Origin of the sequence: Streptomyces sp. TLI_185 (assembly GCF_003814765.1) — a bacterium.
Classification (GTDB): domain Bacteria; phylum Actinomycetota; class Actinomycetes; order Streptomycetales; family Streptomycetaceae; genus Streptomyces.
Window position 1 is genome coordinate 1,386,204 of the sequence record NZ_RKRB01000001.1, and the last position, 17,095, is coordinate 1,403,298.

At 72.3% G+C, this 17,095-nt stretch carries 8 protein-coding genes; 5 read left to right on the forward strand and 3 right to left on the reverse strand.

Translation table 11 applies throughout. The annotated features are described in order from the left end of the window. The first annotated feature begins 105 nt into the window (after positions 1 to 105). The 5 genes from EDD92_RS06335 (at position 106) to EDD92_RS06355 (ending at position 12,730) form a co-directional block, all read left to right on the forward strand. On the forward strand, positions 106 to 1,707 hold the full coding sequence (locus EDD92_RS06335; RefSeq protein ID WP_260326357.1) for an MFS transporter: 1,602 nt from the start codon (positions 106 to 108) through the stop codon (positions 1,705 to 1,707). Between the two features lie 281 nt (positions 1,708 to 1,988). After that, a complete protein-coding gene (locus tag EDD92_RS06340) occupies positions 1,989 to 2,675 on the forward strand; it encodes a DUF4232 domain-containing protein (protein ID WP_123963394.1) in 687 nt (228 codons plus the stop codon). Between the two features lie 104 nt (positions 2,676 to 2,779). After that, the gene (locus EDD92_RS06345) at positions 2,780 to 2,986 is read left to right on the forward strand and encodes a hypothetical protein (RefSeq protein WP_260326358.1); all 207 of its coding nucleotides are present in this window, start codon (positions 2,780 to 2,782) and stop codon (positions 2,984 to 2,986) included. A 154-nt stretch (positions 2,987 to 3,140) separates the two neighbouring features. Continuing rightward, the gene (locus EDD92_RS06350; protein WP_123963395.1) at positions 3,141 to 11,222 is read left to right on the forward strand and encodes a type I polyketide synthase; all 8,082 of its coding nucleotides are present in this window, start codon (positions 3,141 to 3,143) and stop codon (positions 11,220 to 11,222) included. Then, positions 11,219 to 12,730, forward strand: coding sequence for a tryptophan 7-halogenase (locus EDD92_RS06355; protein WP_123963396.1), 1,512 nt, complete (start codon positions 11,219 to 11,221; stop codon positions 12,728 to 12,730). The genes EDD92_RS06350 and EDD92_RS06355 overlap by 4 nt, the downstream gene beginning before the upstream one ends. Before the next feature lie 12 nt (positions 12,731 to 12,742). Here the strand turns inward: EDD92_RS06355 and EDD92_RS06360 are convergent, their stop codons facing one another. The 3 genes from EDD92_RS06360 to EDD92_RS06370 form a co-directional block, all read right to left on the reverse strand. After that, complete coding sequence (locus tag EDD92_RS06360) at positions 12,743 to 15,418, reverse strand: amino acid adenylation domain-containing protein (RefSeq protein ID WP_399182055.1); 2,676 nt, start codon at positions 15,416 to 15,418, stop codon at positions 12,743 to 12,745. A gap of 71 nt (positions 15,419 to 15,489) precedes the next feature. Then, on the reverse strand, positions 15,490 to 16,314 hold the full coding sequence (locus EDD92_RS06365) for an SDR family oxidoreductase (RefSeq protein ID WP_123963397.1): 825 nt from the start codon (positions 16,312 to 16,314) through the stop codon (positions 15,490 to 15,492). A gap of 49 nt (positions 16,315 to 16,363) precedes the next feature. Further along, positions 16,364 to 17,068, reverse strand: a complete 705-nt coding sequence (locus EDD92_RS06370; protein WP_185124399.1) for a thioesterase II family protein — start codon at positions 17,066 to 17,068, stop codon at positions 16,364 to 16,366. Positions 17,069 to 17,095 lie beyond the last annotated feature (27 nt).

A 17,095-nucleotide genomic window follows, 5' to 3' on the forward strand; every position in this document is an offset into this window, starting at 1 on the left:
ACTGGGCAATCTATTGACCGCCGTCGAAAAACTGCCCTACATTCGTCGCGTTCTCGGCGTCCCCACATCGCTCGAAGCCGCCCAGCCGCTCAAAGGGGAGCACACGTGTCCACCGAAACGCGCACCCAAACCGGCGCCACCGCCGCCTCGCAACCATCCGGCGGCCTGCCCGTCGGCACTCTGATCGCCGGCTGTTTCGCGGTCTGTCTGGCACAGATCGCCCTGGCCATGCCGGCCACGCTGAACGGGCTCTTCCAGGAGGACCTGCACCCCGTCGGTTCGCAGCTGACCTGGATCTCGGATGCGTTCCTGCTGCCCGTCTCCGTGCTGGAGCTGACCTTCGGCGTCCTCGGTGACCTCTTCGGCCGCAAGCGGCTGCTGGTCGGCGGCGGTGCCCTGCTGGTGGCCGGCGAGGCGCTGGCCGCCGCCAGCACCGGCATCCACATGCTCTGGGTGGGCCAGGCCATCGCCGGTCTGGGCGCGGCGGCGCTGTTCCCGACGTCGCTCGCGATGATCGCCGCGGGCACCCACTCGGCCAAGGACCGCGCCCGCACCATCACGATCTGGGCGGCGGCCCTGTCCAGCGGCGGTTTCGTCGCCCCCGTCCTCGGCGGCATCACCGGCAACTACGGCTCCTGGCGGTGGGCATTCATCGTCGTCACGGGCCTGGCCCTGATCAGCACCGTGCTCAGCCAGCTGCTGGCGCACAACTCCAGTGCCCCGGAAGGCCGTTCACTCGACCTGGCCGGACAGATCACCATCGGCATCGGCATGTTCGCCCTGCTCTACGCGGTGATCCAGGGCCCGGCGGACGGCTGGACCGCGACGCCGGTGGTGATCGCGTACGTGGTCGCCGTGGTGTTCATCGGCCTGTTCATCGTGGCCGAACGCCGAGCCGCCTCCCCGCTGTTGCGCCTCGATCTGTTCAAGAACCGGGCCTTCGCGGTGGCGTCCTTCGTCGCAGTGGTCGGCATGTTCAGCTACCTCGGCACCGCCTACGCGACCAGCATCCGGCTCGGCCCGATCCAGCACCAGAGTCCACTGCGCGGCTCGTTCGCGTTCATCCTGCTCAACGCCTGGACGCTGCTGCTCATGCCGCTGATCTCCCGGCTGCTGGAGAAGGTCAGCCCGCGCTGGGTGCTCGGCGTCGGACTCGGGCTGATGGCGACGGGAGACTTCATCGCCGCCACCCTCTCAGTCCACGACCGCGCCCTGACCTCTCTCATCCTCCCCATCGGCCTGGTCGGCATCGGCTTCGCGCTGACGGTCTCCTCGATCACGGCGACGGCCGTCAACACGGTGGAGGTCCACTACGCGGGTATGGCCAGCGCATCGACGAGCCTGTTGCGCGACTTCGGCTTCACACTCGGTCCGGCGGTCATCGGCGCGATCGCGCTGAGCCACGCGGCGAACGAGTTCACCTCGAAGCTGGCCACCTCCCACCTGTCCGCCGAGGTCAAGGCGGCCGCAGGGCAGGTGGCCGCAGAGGGCGGCCCGCTCGCCTCCAACTCCGTACCGCCGTCCTCCCCGCCGGGAGGCGCCGTTCCCCTCGCTCTGGAAGCCCTCGGCAACGGGTACGCCATCGGCTACGTGATCTGCGGCCTCTCGGCCCTGGCCTGCTGCCTCCTCAGCGTGATCGCGCTGCGCGGGAAGGGCGACAAGGACGCGACGGTGGGCATCGCGGAGGAGGAGCCGGCGGTTGCCTGACGGCCCATGAGACCCACGTAAGAGACGGTGCGGCGAAGTCTGCTGCGGTTCGACCGCGCCCCAAAGGGGCGCGGGGAACTGCGCGACCAGCCACAACCGGCCGGCAGACAATGGACGACCATCGCGGCACAACCCGCGGAGCGATCGTCACCGCACTGTCACAGAAGATCCACACGTGTCACAGCTGGCCCACAGGAGAAACCCCCGGCGAGGCAGTCATGTCTCCATGGTCGGGCGTCGGCGAAGGACCGGCCCCGCACCATCCGAACTCGGGGGACTCCATGCAGTACGTGAACGGCATCCGCAAGGCCGCGCTGGCGATCGCCGCACTCTCGGCCGCCCTGTCGGTGACCGCGTGTCAGGCCGACGGCTCCAAAGCGGCGGCCGAAACGGCGTCGAAGGCGCCGAGCAGCGCGCCGTCCGCTTCCACCACACCGGGCACGACGACCCCGGACCCCTCCCACGCCCCCACCTCGAAGGCCCCGACCGCGACGGCATCCCCCATATCCGGCTCCGGTTCCACGGGTACGGCCGTGAAGGCATGCGCGGCGACCGCCCTGAAGGTGACGGCGCACGAGGCCGCCGACCGCCCGGCGGGCACCGGAACCGGAGCGGCGGTGATCGAGTTCACCAACGTCTCCGCCAAGCCGTGCACCCTGCAGGGCCACCCCACGGTGGCCGGCGCGGGCAACGGTTCCCCGGACCACAACGCCCCGCTGAAGGTGACGCCCTCCGGCTCCGCCGCGCCGGTCAAGCTGGCCCCGGGCGCCAAGGCCTCGGTGAAGCTGACCTTCGTCCAGGTCCAGGGCGAGGGAGACGGCTACTGCAAGTCCGGCGCCAAGCCGGTCGCCTACCCGACGCTGGTGGTCGGCCTGCCGGGCTCCGGGGCACACCAGGTCGCCCTGGACGACGGCGTCTTCGCGGAGTGCGACAACACGGTGACCGCCACCGCCGTAGCGGCCGCGTAGTCCTGAGCGCACAGGACATTTTCACCATGGACACCGAAGGCGTTCGCCTTCTCCTCAATTCGGTCTGCCTGTCCTGATTTATTGGCTGGTCGGTCACGGGATCCGTGACCGACCAGCTCATGACGGAGAAGGACCAGACTGTGATACCCAACCCGACCGGAAACGATCACCTGCCGGTGTACGAAAGCCTGCTGCGTGAGCGCGGTGACGTCGTGGCGGAAGCCCGTGTGGCCGCGGAGCAGATGCAGGACCAGGCCCCGCAGGCGCCGAGCAGCAATGACTGGGATCCCTCGGACTTCGGCCCCCGATGAGAGGGGAGCCCCGCCGGTAAGGGAGGGGCTCCTCCTTTGCGCCACCCCGCCGGAATGTTCGATCACCGGGCCCTCGTCCCCGTAGGCTCAACGTCATTGACCTGCAAGGGGATTGACGGCTGCCGTGCCGAGCACGCGCCGGAGGGGCAGGAACATGACGCACGACGGGCTGATCCGGCCGCTGCCGGAGCTGCTGAAGGCGCACGCGTGGGAGGCACCGTCACGTGTGGCGTTCGCCGACGACGTGCGCGCCGTCACCTACGAGGAGTTGGAGCGGCGCACCGGTCGACTTGCCGCGTACCTCGCCCGGACCGGCCTGCGGCGGGGCGAGCGGGTCGCGATCTGCCTGGGCAACTGTGTCGAGACGGTGGAGAGTGTGCTGGCCGTCGTCAGGGCGGGAGCGGTCGGCGTACCGCTCAATCCCCGGTCCTCCGATGCCGAACTCGCCCATTTCCTCGAGGACAGCGGCGCCTCGGTCCTCGTCACCGACCCCGCGCACCTGGCCCGGCTGCACCGCCTGGGTCCCGGACAGGACCGTCCGCGCATCCTGCTGGCCGGCCCTGGCCCGCTCCCCGAGGACGCCCCGGACGGCGCCGTCCTCTTCGACGCCATAGCCGCCGATCCCTCGCCCACCGGGCCGCCCCGGGACGATCTCGGCCTCGATGAGCCCGCTTGGATGCTCTACACCTCCGGCACCACCCACCGGCCCAAGGGCGTGCTGTCCACGCAGCGCGCCGCCCTGTGGTCGGCGGCAGCCTGTTACGCCCCGCTCTTCGGGCTCTCCTCCGCGGACCGCCTGCTGTGGCCGCTGCCGCTGTTCCACAGCTTCGGGCACTCTCTTGCCGTCCTGGGGGTCACCGCGGTCGGCGCGAGCGCCAGGATCACCGCCGAGCTCCTCCCGCCCGACGGCCTGTTGCAGGAGCTGCGGACACCGCGCGAAGACCTGGGCGGTCCCTACACCGTCCTGGCCGGGGTTCCCGCCACCTACCACCAACTGCTGGCGTCCGCCCAGGAGGAGCCGTCCCCGACCCTGCCAGGACTGCGGACCTGCATCGTGGCGGGCGCCCCGAGCGCAGCCGCCCTGCGCCGGCAGGTGGAGGACCTGCTGGGGGCTCCGCTGCTCGACGCATACGGCAGCACCGAGACCTGCGGCATGATCGCGGTGAACCGTCCGGACGGGCCGCGGGTCGACGGTTCCTGCGGCCCGCCGGTGCCGGGCATGGAGGTGCGCGTCGTCGATCCCGGCTCCGGCAACGATGTCGCGGACGGCGGCGAGGGCGAGATCTGGGTGCGCGGCCCGAGCCTGATGACCGGCTACCACAACCGGCCCGAGGAGACCGAGGCCGCGCTGCGGGACGGCTGGTACCGCACCGGGGACCTCGGCCGACGCGGCGCACACGGCCATCTCACCCTCACCGGCCGGGTCAGCGAGCTGATCATCCGCGGCGGGGAGAACATCCACCCCACGGAGATCGAACAGGCCCTGCTGCGCTGCCCCGGCGTGCGGGACTCGGTCGTGGTGGGCGCCCCGCACGACGTCCTCGGCGAGGTCCCGGTGGCCTACGTCGTCCCGGGACCGGAAGGGTTCGACCCACGGCAGGTCCTGGACGCGTGCCGTACTCGGCTGGCCGCGTACAAACTGCCCGTCGAGATCCGCGAGATCGCGGCCGTACCGCGCACGGCGTCCGGCAAGATCGCCCGCCACGCCGTCGTGACGGGAGCGGTCCGGCCGACCCCGTCCTCCCCCACGGCCGCCGCGGGAGCCCTGCGGCAGCGGCTGCTGTCCCTGCCGCCGGAAGGGCGGGAGCGGGCGCTGCGCGAGGCGGTGCTCGCTGAGACGGCCGCGGTCTGCGACAGCGGACCGTACGAACGGCTCGACGCCGACGGCCCGTTCACCGACCTCGGCCTGACCTCCGTCGGCGCCGTCACGCTCGGCGACCGACTCGGCGAGGCGACGGGGCTGCGGCTGCCCTCGACGCTGGTCTTCGACCACCCCACACCGGCCGCGCTGGCCCGGCACCTGCACCACACCCTCTTCACCCCCGGCACCGCGTCCGTCCCGCCCTCCGCCGCAGAGGCGGGCACAGACGATCCGGTGGTGATCGTCGCCATGGGCTGCCGCCTGCCCGGCGACGTCGACTCCCCCGAGGACCTGTGGCGGCTGGTGTCGGAGGGCAGGGACGCCACCTCGGACTTCCCCACCGACCGGGGCTGGGACCTGGCCGCCCTCTACGATCCCGACCCGGACCGGATCGGCACCTCGTACACGCGGAGGGGCGGATTCCTGCACCGGGCCGCGGAGTTCGACGCGGGTCTCTTCGGGATCTCGCCGCGCGAGGCACTGGCGATGGATCCGCAGCAGCGGCTGCTGCTGGAGACCTCGTGGGAGGTCTGGGAGCGGGCGGGCATCGACCCGGCCACGATCCGCGAGAGCGACACCGGCGTGTTCGTGGGCGTGATGCACGGCGACTACTCCGCCCGCTTCACCACCCACGAACTGGAGGCCCATCTGGGCCTGGGCTCGTCAGGCAGCGTGGCCTCGGGCCGCATCTCGTACGTCTACGGCCTGCGCGGGCCCTCCATCACCGTCGACACCGCCTGCTCCTCCTCGCTGGTGGCGCTGCACTGGGCGGCGAAGGCACTGCGCTCCGGGGAGTGTTCCCTTGCGCTGGCGGGCGGGGTCACGGTGATGGCGACGCCCAAGCCGTTCACGGCGTTCAGCCGTCAGCGCGGTCTCGCGCCCGACGGCCGCTGCAAGTCGTTCTCGGCCGCGGCGGACGGCACCGCGTGGGCCGAGGGCGCGGGCCTGGTGCTGCTGGAGCGGCTGTCCGACGCCCGCCGCCACGGCCACCCGGTGCTGGCCGTGCTGCGCGGCTCCGCGGTCAACTCCGACGGCGCGTCCAACGGGCTGACGGCCCCCAACGGCCAGGCTCAACAACGGCTGATCATACGGGCGTTGGCCGACGCGGGACTTCGCCCGCAGGACGTGGACGCGGTGGAGGCGCACGGCACGGGCACCACGCTCGGCGACCCCCTGGAGGCGCGGGCCCTGCTGGCCACCTACGGCCAGGGGCGGCCCGAGGGCCGGCCGCCGCTGTGGCTCGGCTCGGTCAAGTCGAACCTCGGACACACCCAGGCGGCCGCCGGCGTCGCCGGAGTCATCAAGATGGTTCAGGCCCTGCACCACGAGGAACTCCCCCGGACCCTGTACGCGCAGACCCCCACACCACACGTCGACTGGTCCGCAGGCCGGGTGCAGCTGCTGACCGAGGCCCGCCCGTGGCCGACGACGGACGCCGGGCCGCGCCGGGCCGGTGTGTCGGCCTTCGGCATCGGCGGCACCAACGCGCACGTGATCCTTGAGGAGCCGGGGGCAACGACAGTGCCCCAAAGGGGCGCGGGGCTGTATCGATATGCGGCTCCGCCGCGGGGCGCTACCAGCCACGATGACGCCGCAGACGAAAGAGGGCACATCACCGCACCTCCCGCGGACCTCTCAGCGGCAGCGCCCTGGCTGCTCTCCGGTGCCGACGAGACGGCCCTGGGGGCCCAGGCCCGCCGACTCGCCGACCGCCTGGAGGCCCGCCCCGACCTCTCCGCAGCCGACATCGGCTTCTCCCTGGCCGTGTCCAGGTCGGCGCTCGCCCACCGGGCGCTGGTGCCGGCCGACGACCGAGCGCGCATGCTGACAGCCCTGGAGGCACTCGCCGAGGGCGGTGACGGCATCGGCTCGATGCGTGCTGTCGCCAGCCCGGGCCTGCGCACGGCCTTCCTGTTCACCGGGCAGGGAGCCCAACGCGTGCGGATGGGCGCGGAGTTGCGCACCGTGTTCCCCGTCTTCGCCACCGCTTTCGACGATGTCTGCCGGGAGCTCGACGCCCGTCTCGAACTGCCGCTGGGCCAGGTGCTGTCCGCGGAGCGGGGTTCGCCCGAGGCCGCGCTGCTCGACCGTACGGACTTCACGCAGGCCGGTCTGTTCGCCTTCGAGGTGGCGCTGTTCCGGTTGCTGGAGTCCTGGGGCGTGCGGGCCGACTTCCTGACCGGCCACTCCGTGGGAGAACTGGCGGCGGCCCATGTCGCCGGAGTGCTGGAGCTGCCCGACGCGGCGCAACTGGTCGCGGCACGCGGCCGGTTGATGCAGGCCCTGCCCGCCGACGGGGCGATGATGGCCCTGCACGCGACCGAGGAGGAAGTCCTCTCGGCGCTCGAGAACGCGGGCGACCGGGTGGCGATCGCCTCCCTCAACGGGCCGCGCTCGGTGGTGATCTCCGGCGTACGGGAGACGGTGCTCGCCGTCGCGGCCGGGTTCGAGGCGCGCGGCCGCAGGACCGTACGCCTGCGGGTCGCCCACGCCTTCCACTCACCGCTGGTGGAGCCGATGCTCGACGACTTCCGCCAGGTTGCCGAGGGGCTGGCCTTCCGGCCGCCACGGATACCCGTGGTCTCGGCGGTGACAGGCCGCCCGGCGGAGGCCGCGGAGCTGTGTTCCCCGGAGTACTGGGTGCGGCACGTCCGCCGGCCGGTGCGGTTCGCCGACGCCCTGCACTGGCTCGGGGACAACGGCGTCTCGGCGTTCCTGGAGATCGGCCCCGGCCCCGCGCTCACGGCGGCGGCCGAGGAATGTCTGACCGGCCCGGACGGCGACGGGCCGTTGTGCATCACCGCCACCCGCGGCGGCGAACACGAGCCGCAGACCCTCCTGACCGCCGTGGCCCGTCTCCATGTGCGCGGGGCGCGGGTCGACTGGCCCGCGGTGTTCACGGAAAGCCGGGCCCGGCGGGTGGACCTGCCGACGTACGCCTTCCAGCGCCGCCGCTACTGGCTGGACGCGCCGCAGATCCCGGCCCCTGTGGCGGCCGCCCACGAACACCCATTGCTGGGCCCGGCGTTCACCGTGCCGGACACCGACCGCACGGTGTTCTCCGGACGACTCTCGCCCACCACGCACCCATGGCTCACCGACCACGTGATCGCCGGGGCGGTCCTCGTCCCCGCGACGGCGTTCGTGGAACTGGCCGTACAGGCGGGCCATGAGACCGGGTGCGGCACCCTCGACGAACTCGTCGTCGTGGCCCCGCTCACCCTCGCGCCGGACACCGGGGGGCGCGTCCAACTCGTCGTGGGCAAGCCGGACGAGTCCGGCCGACGGCCGTTCGACGTCTACGCCCGCCCCGACGTGGACGCGGAGCCCGCCTGGACCCGGCACGCCACCGGCCTGCTCGGCCCGGACCCCGCAAAGACTCCGCCGCCGGACCCGGAACTCACGGCATGGCCCCCGGACGGTGCCGTCGAGGTCGATCTCACGGACGCCTACGACGGTCTCGCTGAGAGCGGCCTCGCCTACGGGCCGGCCTTTCGGGGCGTACGGTCGGCGTGGCGGCGCGGGGACGTTCTGTTCGCGGAAGTGCGGCTGCCCGAAGGAGAGTTGACCGACGCCGACCGCTTCGGCATCCATCCGGCACTGCTGGACGCGGCACTGCACGCACCGCTGCTGACGGGCTCCGCGGCCGGGGCGGAGGCTCTGCGGGTGCCGTTCGCGTGGACCGGCGTGCGGCTGTACGCGGTGGGGGCGTCGGAGGTACGCGTACGGGTCGCCCCGACCGGAGCGGACGCCCTCTCGGTGACGCTCGCCGACCGGGCGGGTCGCCCGGTGGCACGCGTGGACTCCCTCGTCACCCGGGAACTCCCCGTCCCGACGGCCGAACTCGACGTGGTGCGGCAGGCCTTGTGGCGCCCCGACTGGTCCCCCGTGGAACCGTCCGACGGCGAACGGGACATCACAGCACGCTGGGCGGTTCTGGGTCCGGACGAGTTGGACCTGTGTGCGCTGCTCCCGGATGTCGTGGACACCGCCGTACACGAACCGGACACTGTCGTCGTCACGGCGGTCGGCCCGGCAACTGATCCCGACCCGGTGCCCGCCGTACACGCGCGGACGGCCCGGGTACTGCGCACGCTGCAGGACTGGCAGGACGACCCGCGCACGGCGGGCTCGCGCCTGGTCGTGCTGACGCGGAACGCAACCGCACCGGACCCGGACCTGGCCGGTGCCGCGGTGTGGGGGCTGGTGCGCACGGCCCAGTCCGAGGTACCCGGGCGTGTCACGCTCGTAGACGTGGACGGACGGCCCGAGTCGCTACGGCTCCTGCCGGCGGCCGTGGCCACAGGTCACCCTCAATTGTCCATCCGATCCGGGCAGTTGAGCGTTCCGCGACTGGTCCGTGCCACCGGCACCGCATCTGCAGACACCCCTCTCTGGACCGGCACGGTACTGATCACCGGCGGTACCGGCGCTCTGGGTGCGGAGCTCGCCCGCCATCTCGTCACCTCGTACGGCGTACGACACCTGCTGCTCACCGGGCGCCGGGGTGCGCAGGCGCCGGGCGCCGGGGAACTGCGCGCCGCGCTGGAGGAGTTGGGTGCCGAGGTGCGGATCGTGGCCTGCGACGCGGCCGACCGTGCCGCGCTCGCCGCGGTGATCGACAGCTGTGTGCCCGCGCTGACCGCCGTGGTGCATGCCGCCGGGGTGCTGGACGACGGGGTCCTGACAGCGCTGACCCCGGAGCGGATGGCGGCGGTGCTGCGGCCTAAAGCGGACGCGGCCTGGCATCTGCACGAGCTGACGCGCGACCTGGACCTGTCGGCGTTCGTCCTGTTCTCCTCGGCGTCCGGTCTGTTGGGTCGCGCGGGCCAGGGCAACTACGCGGCGGCGAACTCCTTCCTGGACGCCCTGGCCTGCCATCGCACCCGCCTCGGGCTGCCGGCCGTGTCCCTGGCGTGGGGGCCGTGGGAGGCCTCAGGGGGTATGGCAGGGGCACAGCAGCGGAAAGGTGACGTAGTCCGGCCGCTGTCCACGGCGCAGGGGCTGGCCCTGTTCGACGCGGCGCTCCGCGACGGCGGGTCCGTGCTGGCGCCCGTTCTGCTGGACCGGGCTGGCCTCCGTTCCGCCCAAGGACCGCTGCCGCCGCTCCTGCGCGGACTGGTGCGCCCTGGTACGCCCGCTGTCGAGAAGGCCCGGTCGGGCCCGGAGCAGCCGTGGGAGCCGGGAGCATGGCGCGAGGTCCTGGCCGAGCTTCCCGCCGATCAACGAGAGGGCAGGCTTGCGGAGTTGATGAGCGCCGACGTCGCGGCGGTGCTCGGATACCCGGACGCCGACGCGCTCCCGGCCGGCAGGTCCTTCGCGGAGCTGGGCTTCGACTCGCTGATGGCGGTGCAGGTCCGCAACCGGCTGAGCATGGCGCTGCGGCTGCGGCTTTCGGCCGCCGTGGTGTTCGAGCATCCGACGGCTCAGGGGCTGGCCCGTCACATCCTCGGTCTGCTGGAGGACGACCTGCCGTCGGCGGCACCCGACGCCAAGGGGACAGCGGGCCCGCGGCCCGCGCAGAGCCTGTCCTCGCTCTACCGGCGGGTCTGCGAGGCCGGTCAGGTGGTCGCCGCGATGCAGATGCTGGTCACGGCGTCCTGGGCGGTTCCCACGTTCGACGCGGGTGAAAGTCGTCGGCACGCGATCCCGCCGGTGCGGCGCGCCACCGGTGCCGGGGACGGCGGGCCGGTGCTCGTGTTCTTCACCGGTACCCACCCGACGTTCGGCGCGCCGGGCGGGGAGTTCGCTCGCTTCCACGGTTGCTTTCAGGGGGAGTTGGACGTTCTCGAATTCCCGCACCCGGGTATCGGTGCGGGCAGCGCGGTGCCGGCCGACCGGGAGACCCTGGCCCTCACCCATGCCGAGTCGGTGCTGCGGCACGTGGGCGGCCGGCCCTTCGTGGTCGTCGGCGTCAGCACCGGGGGCGCCGTGGCACACGCCGTGACCCGGCGGCTCGAAGCGCTGGGGGCCGCCCCGGTGGGGCAGGTGCTGCTGGACACGTACCTCGTCAACGACGGCAACAGCGACAAGGACTGGCTGCTGTCGCTGCCCGCGGTCATCGCGCCGCGGCTGGGCGGCACCGAGTTCGCCGCGGACGAGGACGCCGGGGTTGCGGCGCTGGGGGCGTACACCCGCATGTTCCTGGGCTGGAACCCCGAACCGGTCGACAGCCCGACCCTGCTCGTGAGGGCGAACCGGCCCACCGCCGAGATGGCGGCGAGCGCGGGCCCGGACGAGTGGCGGACGTCCTGGCCGCTGCCGCACACCCGGGTCGACGTCCCGGGCGACCACTTCTCGTTCATGCAGGAGCACGCCCGGACCACCGTGGCGGCCGTCCGCGCGTGGATCGACTCCCTAGGAGAAGCATCGTGACCGTTGCACAACCCGCCAGTGAGCACTCGGCAGTTGAGGAGTTCGACGTCATCGTCGTGGGCGGTGGCCCGGCCGGGTCCACCGCCGCCACCGCCGTCGCGCTGCGCGGCCACCGCGTCCTGCTCCTGGAACAGCAGACGTTTCCCCGCTACCAGATCGGCGAGTCGCTGCTGCCCTCCACCGTGCACGGGGTGTGCCGCATCCTGGGCGTCGAGGACGAGGTCGCGCGGGCGGGCTTCAAGCTGAAGCGCGGCGGGACGTTCCGGTGGGGCCGCAACCGGGATCCGTGGCAGTTCTCCTTCGCCCTCTCTCCCCGGCTGGCCGACCCGACCTCGTTCGCCTACCAGGTCGAGCGGTCCCGGTTCGACGCGATCCTGCTGGACAACGCCCGCCGGGTCGGCGTCGACGTGCGGGAGAACTGCCGCGTCAAGGGCGTGCTCGCCGACGAGGAGCGGGTGCGGGGAGTCAGCTGGAGCGGACCCGGCGGCGAGTTCCGCGAGGCCCGGGCCCGCCATGTCGTGGACGCCTCCGGGAACGGCAGCCGCATCCACACCGAGGTCGGCGGCAGCCGGACGTACTCCGACTTCTTCCGCAACATCGCGGTGTTCGGCTACTTCGCCGGGGGCAGGCGGCTGCCCAGGCCCAACGACGGCAACATCTTCTGCGCCGCCTTCGACGAGGGCTGGATCTGGTACATCCCGCTCCGCGACGACCTCACCAGTGTGGGGGCGGTGGTGAGCCGGGAGAGCGCCGCTGCGATACAGCGGGACCCGGTGGCGGCCTGGCGCCGCCTGATCGACTCGTGCCCCGAGGTCCGCGACCTCCTCCAGGGGGTTCCACAGGCCACCGAGATGCCCTACGACCAGGTCCGCGTACGCAAGGACTGGTCGTACTGGAAGTCCCGGCTGTGGCGGCCCGGCATGGTCCTGGCCGGCGACGCGGCGTGCTTCGTCGACCCGGTTCTCTCCTCGGGCGTGCACCTCGCCACGTACGGCGCCCTGCTCGCGGCCCGCTCCATCAACAGCAGCCTGGCCGGGACGCTGGACGAGAGTCGCCTGTTCGACGAGTTCGAGGCCCGCTACCGGCACGAGTACAGCCTGTTCTACGAGTTCCTGGTCTCCTTCTACGACATGCATCAGGACGAGCGTTCGTACTTCTGGAAGGCCCGCAAGGTCACCAACGTGGGCGCGACGGAACTGGAGGCGTTCGTGGAACTGGTGGGCGGTCTCGCCTCCGGCGACGCGACCTTCGGCGGGCTCGGGGAGGCGGGCGCCCGGCTGACGGCGGCCTCCTCGGAGCTCGGCACCGCGGTGGGCCGGCTGCCGGACTCCGACGGCCTGCGCAACCCGCTCTTCGAGTCCGCCTCCATCCGTCAGGTGTTCCAGGAGGGTGCGGTCCTGCAGGAACGCGGCGTGTTCGGCGGCCCGTTGGAGGAGGAGACGCCGGTGCGGCCCGGCGGGCTGGTGGCTTCGGAGGACGGGCTCACATGGGTGGACCCTGCTCACTGACCCTGCGGCCCATCACTTCCGCACGTCCTCGTCCACGGCCCTGAGACTCACCACCGTTCCCCGTACGGTCGGGTGGCGGTACAGCTCCCGCAGCCGCGGGGACGGCAGACCGCGGGCGCGCAGGGCGGCACCGATGCGGACGGCGAACAGGGAGTTGCCGCCGAGTTCGAAGAAGTCGTCGTCCGGGCCCACGGGCACGCCCAGCACGTCGCTCCAGATCTCCGTCAGGCTTGCGGTGAGGTCGTCGTGGGCGGGAACGACCGGAGCCGTGTCCCGCTTCGGCGGGCGCAGCACGGCCGGAGCGGGGAGCCTCGCCGCGTCGAGCTTGCCGTTGGCCGTCAGCGGGAGCGTGTCCAGCGCGGTGACGGTGGCGGGGAGCATGTACTCGGGCAGGATGCCGGCGGCCCGCTCGCGGACCCCTGCGGGGTCGACCCCGGGCGCAAGGGTCACATAGGCGTCGATCCTGGCCGTGGCGGCGCCAGCCGGATCATCGCGGTGGACCAGGACGGCCGCGGTGCGCACGTCGGGGTCCTCCAGCAGTACGGAGCGGATCTCGTCGAGCTCGATCCGGAAGCCGCGGATCTTCACCTGGCTGTCGATCCGTCCGAGGTGTTCGAGCCGCCCGTCGGGGCGCAGTCGTCCGAGGTCGCCGCTGCGGTACATCGTGCCGCCGCTGTACGGGTCCGGTACGAACCGCCGGCCGGTCAGCTCCTCCTGACCCAGATAGCCGAGCGCCACGCCGGCACCACCGACGCATATCTCGCCCGCCACCCCCGGCGGCAGCAGCCGTCCGGCCGGGTCCACCACGTACAGGTGCCAGCCGGGCAGGGCGCGCCCGACGGAGCGGGTGGCGGCGAGCGCCAGTTTCCGGGTGAGGGTCTGCTCGGTGACATGGACGGTGGTCTCCGTGATGCCGAACATGTTCACCACCCGGCAGGACCGCTCGGGGTGCCGGTCGAACCAGGGCAGCAGCATCCGCGTGTCCAGCGGCTCACCGCCGAAGACGACGAGCCGGACGGACACGTCGGTGTGGTCGACGTCGAGGAGCTGGGCGAAGGCCGACGGGGTCTGGCTGAGTACGGTGACCTTCTCGGCGACGAGCAGGTCACGGAAGTGGTCCGGTTCACGGGAGACGAAGTACGGCACCACCACCAGCCGCCCTCCGGTCAGCAGGCAGCCCCAGATCTCCCACACGGAGAAGTCGAAGGCACTGGAGTGGAACCAGGTCCAGACGTCCGCTGCTGAGAGCCCGTACTCGTCGCGGGTCGCGTCGATCAGGGCGATCACGTTGCGGTGCGGTACGACGACGCCCTTGGGCCGACCGGTGGAGCCCGAGGTGTAGATGACGTAGGCGGCGTCATCGGACGAGGGGGGCGGAGGGCTCGTGTTCTCCTTCGGCGCCGGCCATCCGCCTGCCGGCTCCTTCGCCAGTTCGTCCGGAGTCACCTCCAGGCAGTCCGCCACGGCCGGGAACTCCGGGAGCCGGGTAATCACCAGGCCGAGACCGGCGTCCCGTGCCGTGTGGGCGAGCCGTTCCGCCGGGTAGGCGGGGTCGATGGGCACGTACGTCGCGCCGGCCATCAGCACGGCGAGCAGCGTGACGACGAGTTCGGCGGAGCGCTGCAGACACACCCCCACCCGATCGCCGGCGCAGACTCCGCGTGCGCGCAGGCCGTACGCCAACCGGGTGGCCCGCTCGTCGAGTTCGCGGTAGGTCAGACCGGTGTCCCCGTCGGTGACGGCGATGCGTTCCGGCGCCGCCGCCACCACCTGGGCGAGCGCCGCGGGGAGGCTCACCGGCCTGGTGGTCAGGGAACGGGGCGGGCGGCCGAGCGCCGCCGTGCGGGCGCGCTCCGCCTCGTCGAGAAGCTCGACGTCGTCCGACGGAGTCTGCGGGCGGTGCAGAACCTGCTGGTGTACGTGCACGAGGTGCCGTACGAACTGGGCCGCGATGTCCGCGGAGAAGTGACTGCTCAGGTGGTCGCAGCGCAGCCGCAGCCCGCCCGAGTCCCGCAGGATCGAGACGGTGAGCGGGAACGGGGGCGCGAGGCAGGGTACGTACTCGGTCTCGCCCGCACCGGGAAGGGCGGTGTTGTCGGAGAAGAGCAGTCCCGTGAGTGCGGGCCCGGTCGCGGAGGAGGGCTTCGACTCGCCGAGCGTGGCGGCCGGTTCGACGGTGAAGCTGCCGTGGTCGGTGCCGACGACCGGTGGCGTGTCGGGGTCGTAGCGACGCAGGGTGACGGCGAGTGCCGTGAGCCAGCTCGCCTCGTCGCCGCCTTGGTCCAGGGCGACGACATGGGACGTACCTGGGCCGTCGCCGCCCAGCCCCCAGGCGGGAGCGGGCGCGGCCGGGGCGGCCTCGGGAGCCGGGCATGCGTCGTTCGGTGCCACGGGCTCCCCGGCTGCCAGCCGGTTGAGGGCCGTACGGTCCCAGCGCCCGCGCGGGGCGACGACGACCAGGTCGGACAGGCCGTCGGCGTAGCGCAGGAGGACGCTGCGCGGATCGCGGCCGGGGCGGGCGAGTTCGGTGGCGCGTCGGCGCTCGGCAAGGGGGTCCGTCGCCGGGACGGAGAGGTCCTCGATCCACAGCCCCGGCCGGCGGGCGGGGTCCGAGGAGTGGCCCGACCGCACGCGCAGCGCATGGCAGTGGGTCGCGTGGGGGTGGGGATCGGGCAGCAACGCGGACACGGGCCGTACTCCTTGTTGTTCTTGTTGTTTCCGTGTTGTTCTTGTTGTTTCCGTCGGCCTGGGCAGGGGTCTCAGCGGACGCTGAACCCGCCGTCGACGGTCAGGACCGATCCGGTGATCTGCCGGGACTCGTCCGAGGCCAGGAAGACGATCGCGGCGGCGACGTCCTCGGGTTCGATCAGCGCGTTCATGGGCTGTGCCTCGACGAACGTCTTCTCGTGCTCGTGGACGGGCACCTCCAACGCCCTGGCGATCTCGGCGAGCATCCTGCCCTCGGCCCAGGCGTCGTCACGCACGGACCCCGGGCAGACCGCGTTCACGCGCACCTTCGTCGGCGCAAAGTCGAGCGCGGCGGCTTTGGTGAGGCCGACGACGGCGTGCTTGGCTGCGACATAACCGGCGAAATGGCGGTAGCCGACGAGCCCGGCGGTGGAGGCGACGTTCACGATGCTGCCGGCGCGCCGGGCGCTCATCGCCCCGCCGACCTCACGGATCACCCGCCAGGCCCCGGAGAGGTCCACGTCGATCATCAGGGACCACTCGTCCTCCTCGATCTCGTGCACCGGTCTGCCCGAGGGGGCGGCGATGCCCGCGTTGTTGACGGCGACGTCGATCCGGCCGAACCGGTCCTCGGAGAGGGTCACCGCCTCCCGTATGCCATGGGTGTCGCGGATGTCGGCCACTGCGGTGAGGACGGCCGCGCCCGCGTCCCGGCACAGTGCGGCGGTGTGCTCCAACTGCCCTGGGGTGCCCAATGGGTAGGGCACTCCAGGCAGGTCGGCGCAGATGTCCAGCAGGGTGAGGTCGGCGCCCTCGGTCGCACAGGCGACCGCGGCTGCTCTGCCGAGTCCGCGGGCCGCGCCGGTGACGAGGACCGACTTGCCGTGCAGGCGCATCGGGTACTCCCTGGAGGTCGTGAAGGGGCAAGGGGGGCGAAGGGGACGGCTAGGGCAACTTCGAGACGATCAGGCGGACCAGGTCGGGTGCGGACTCGGTCAGGTACATGTGGCCGCCGGGGACCTCCACGTGCTCGAAGTCGCGGCCGGTCGCCTTGTTCCAGGACGCGGCGTCCTCGTGGCCGACCAATGCGTCGTCCTCGCCCCGGACCACCGTGAGGGGCGCGTCCAGCGGAAGGGGGGTGCTCGGTACGTAGGTCTCGTGCATCTCGACGTCCGCGCGCAGGGTGGGCAGGAGCATCTCGCGCATCTCCGGGTCGTCGAGGGCGGGATGGCTGTAGCCCGCGAACTCGCCGACGCGGGCGAGGAAGTCGTCGTCGGACAGGCCGGTGGCCCGCTGTGCACGGCCCTGGCCGGGGTGCGGCGAGCCGCTGACGAACACGCGGACGAGCTCGATGCCGGGCTCGGCCACCAGGCGGTGTGCGAGTTCGTAGGCGAGTACGGCGCCGAGGCTGTGCCCGAAGAGGGCCACCTTGTGGTCGCCGGCGCCGAGCCGTTCCCGCAGCTGGAGAAGGAGTCCGTCGACGGCCTTGTGCACGTCCCGGTGGGGCTCCTCGTCGATCAGCCGTTCACGGCCGGGCAGTTGGAGCGGCACGATCTCCAGCGCGTCCCCGGCCAGGTCGGCCCAGGGACGGTAGAACGAGGCACCCGCGCCGGCGTAGGGAAGGCACACCAGCTTGGTCGCCTCCCCCATGGCCTTGATCAGACTCTTGGGACGCAT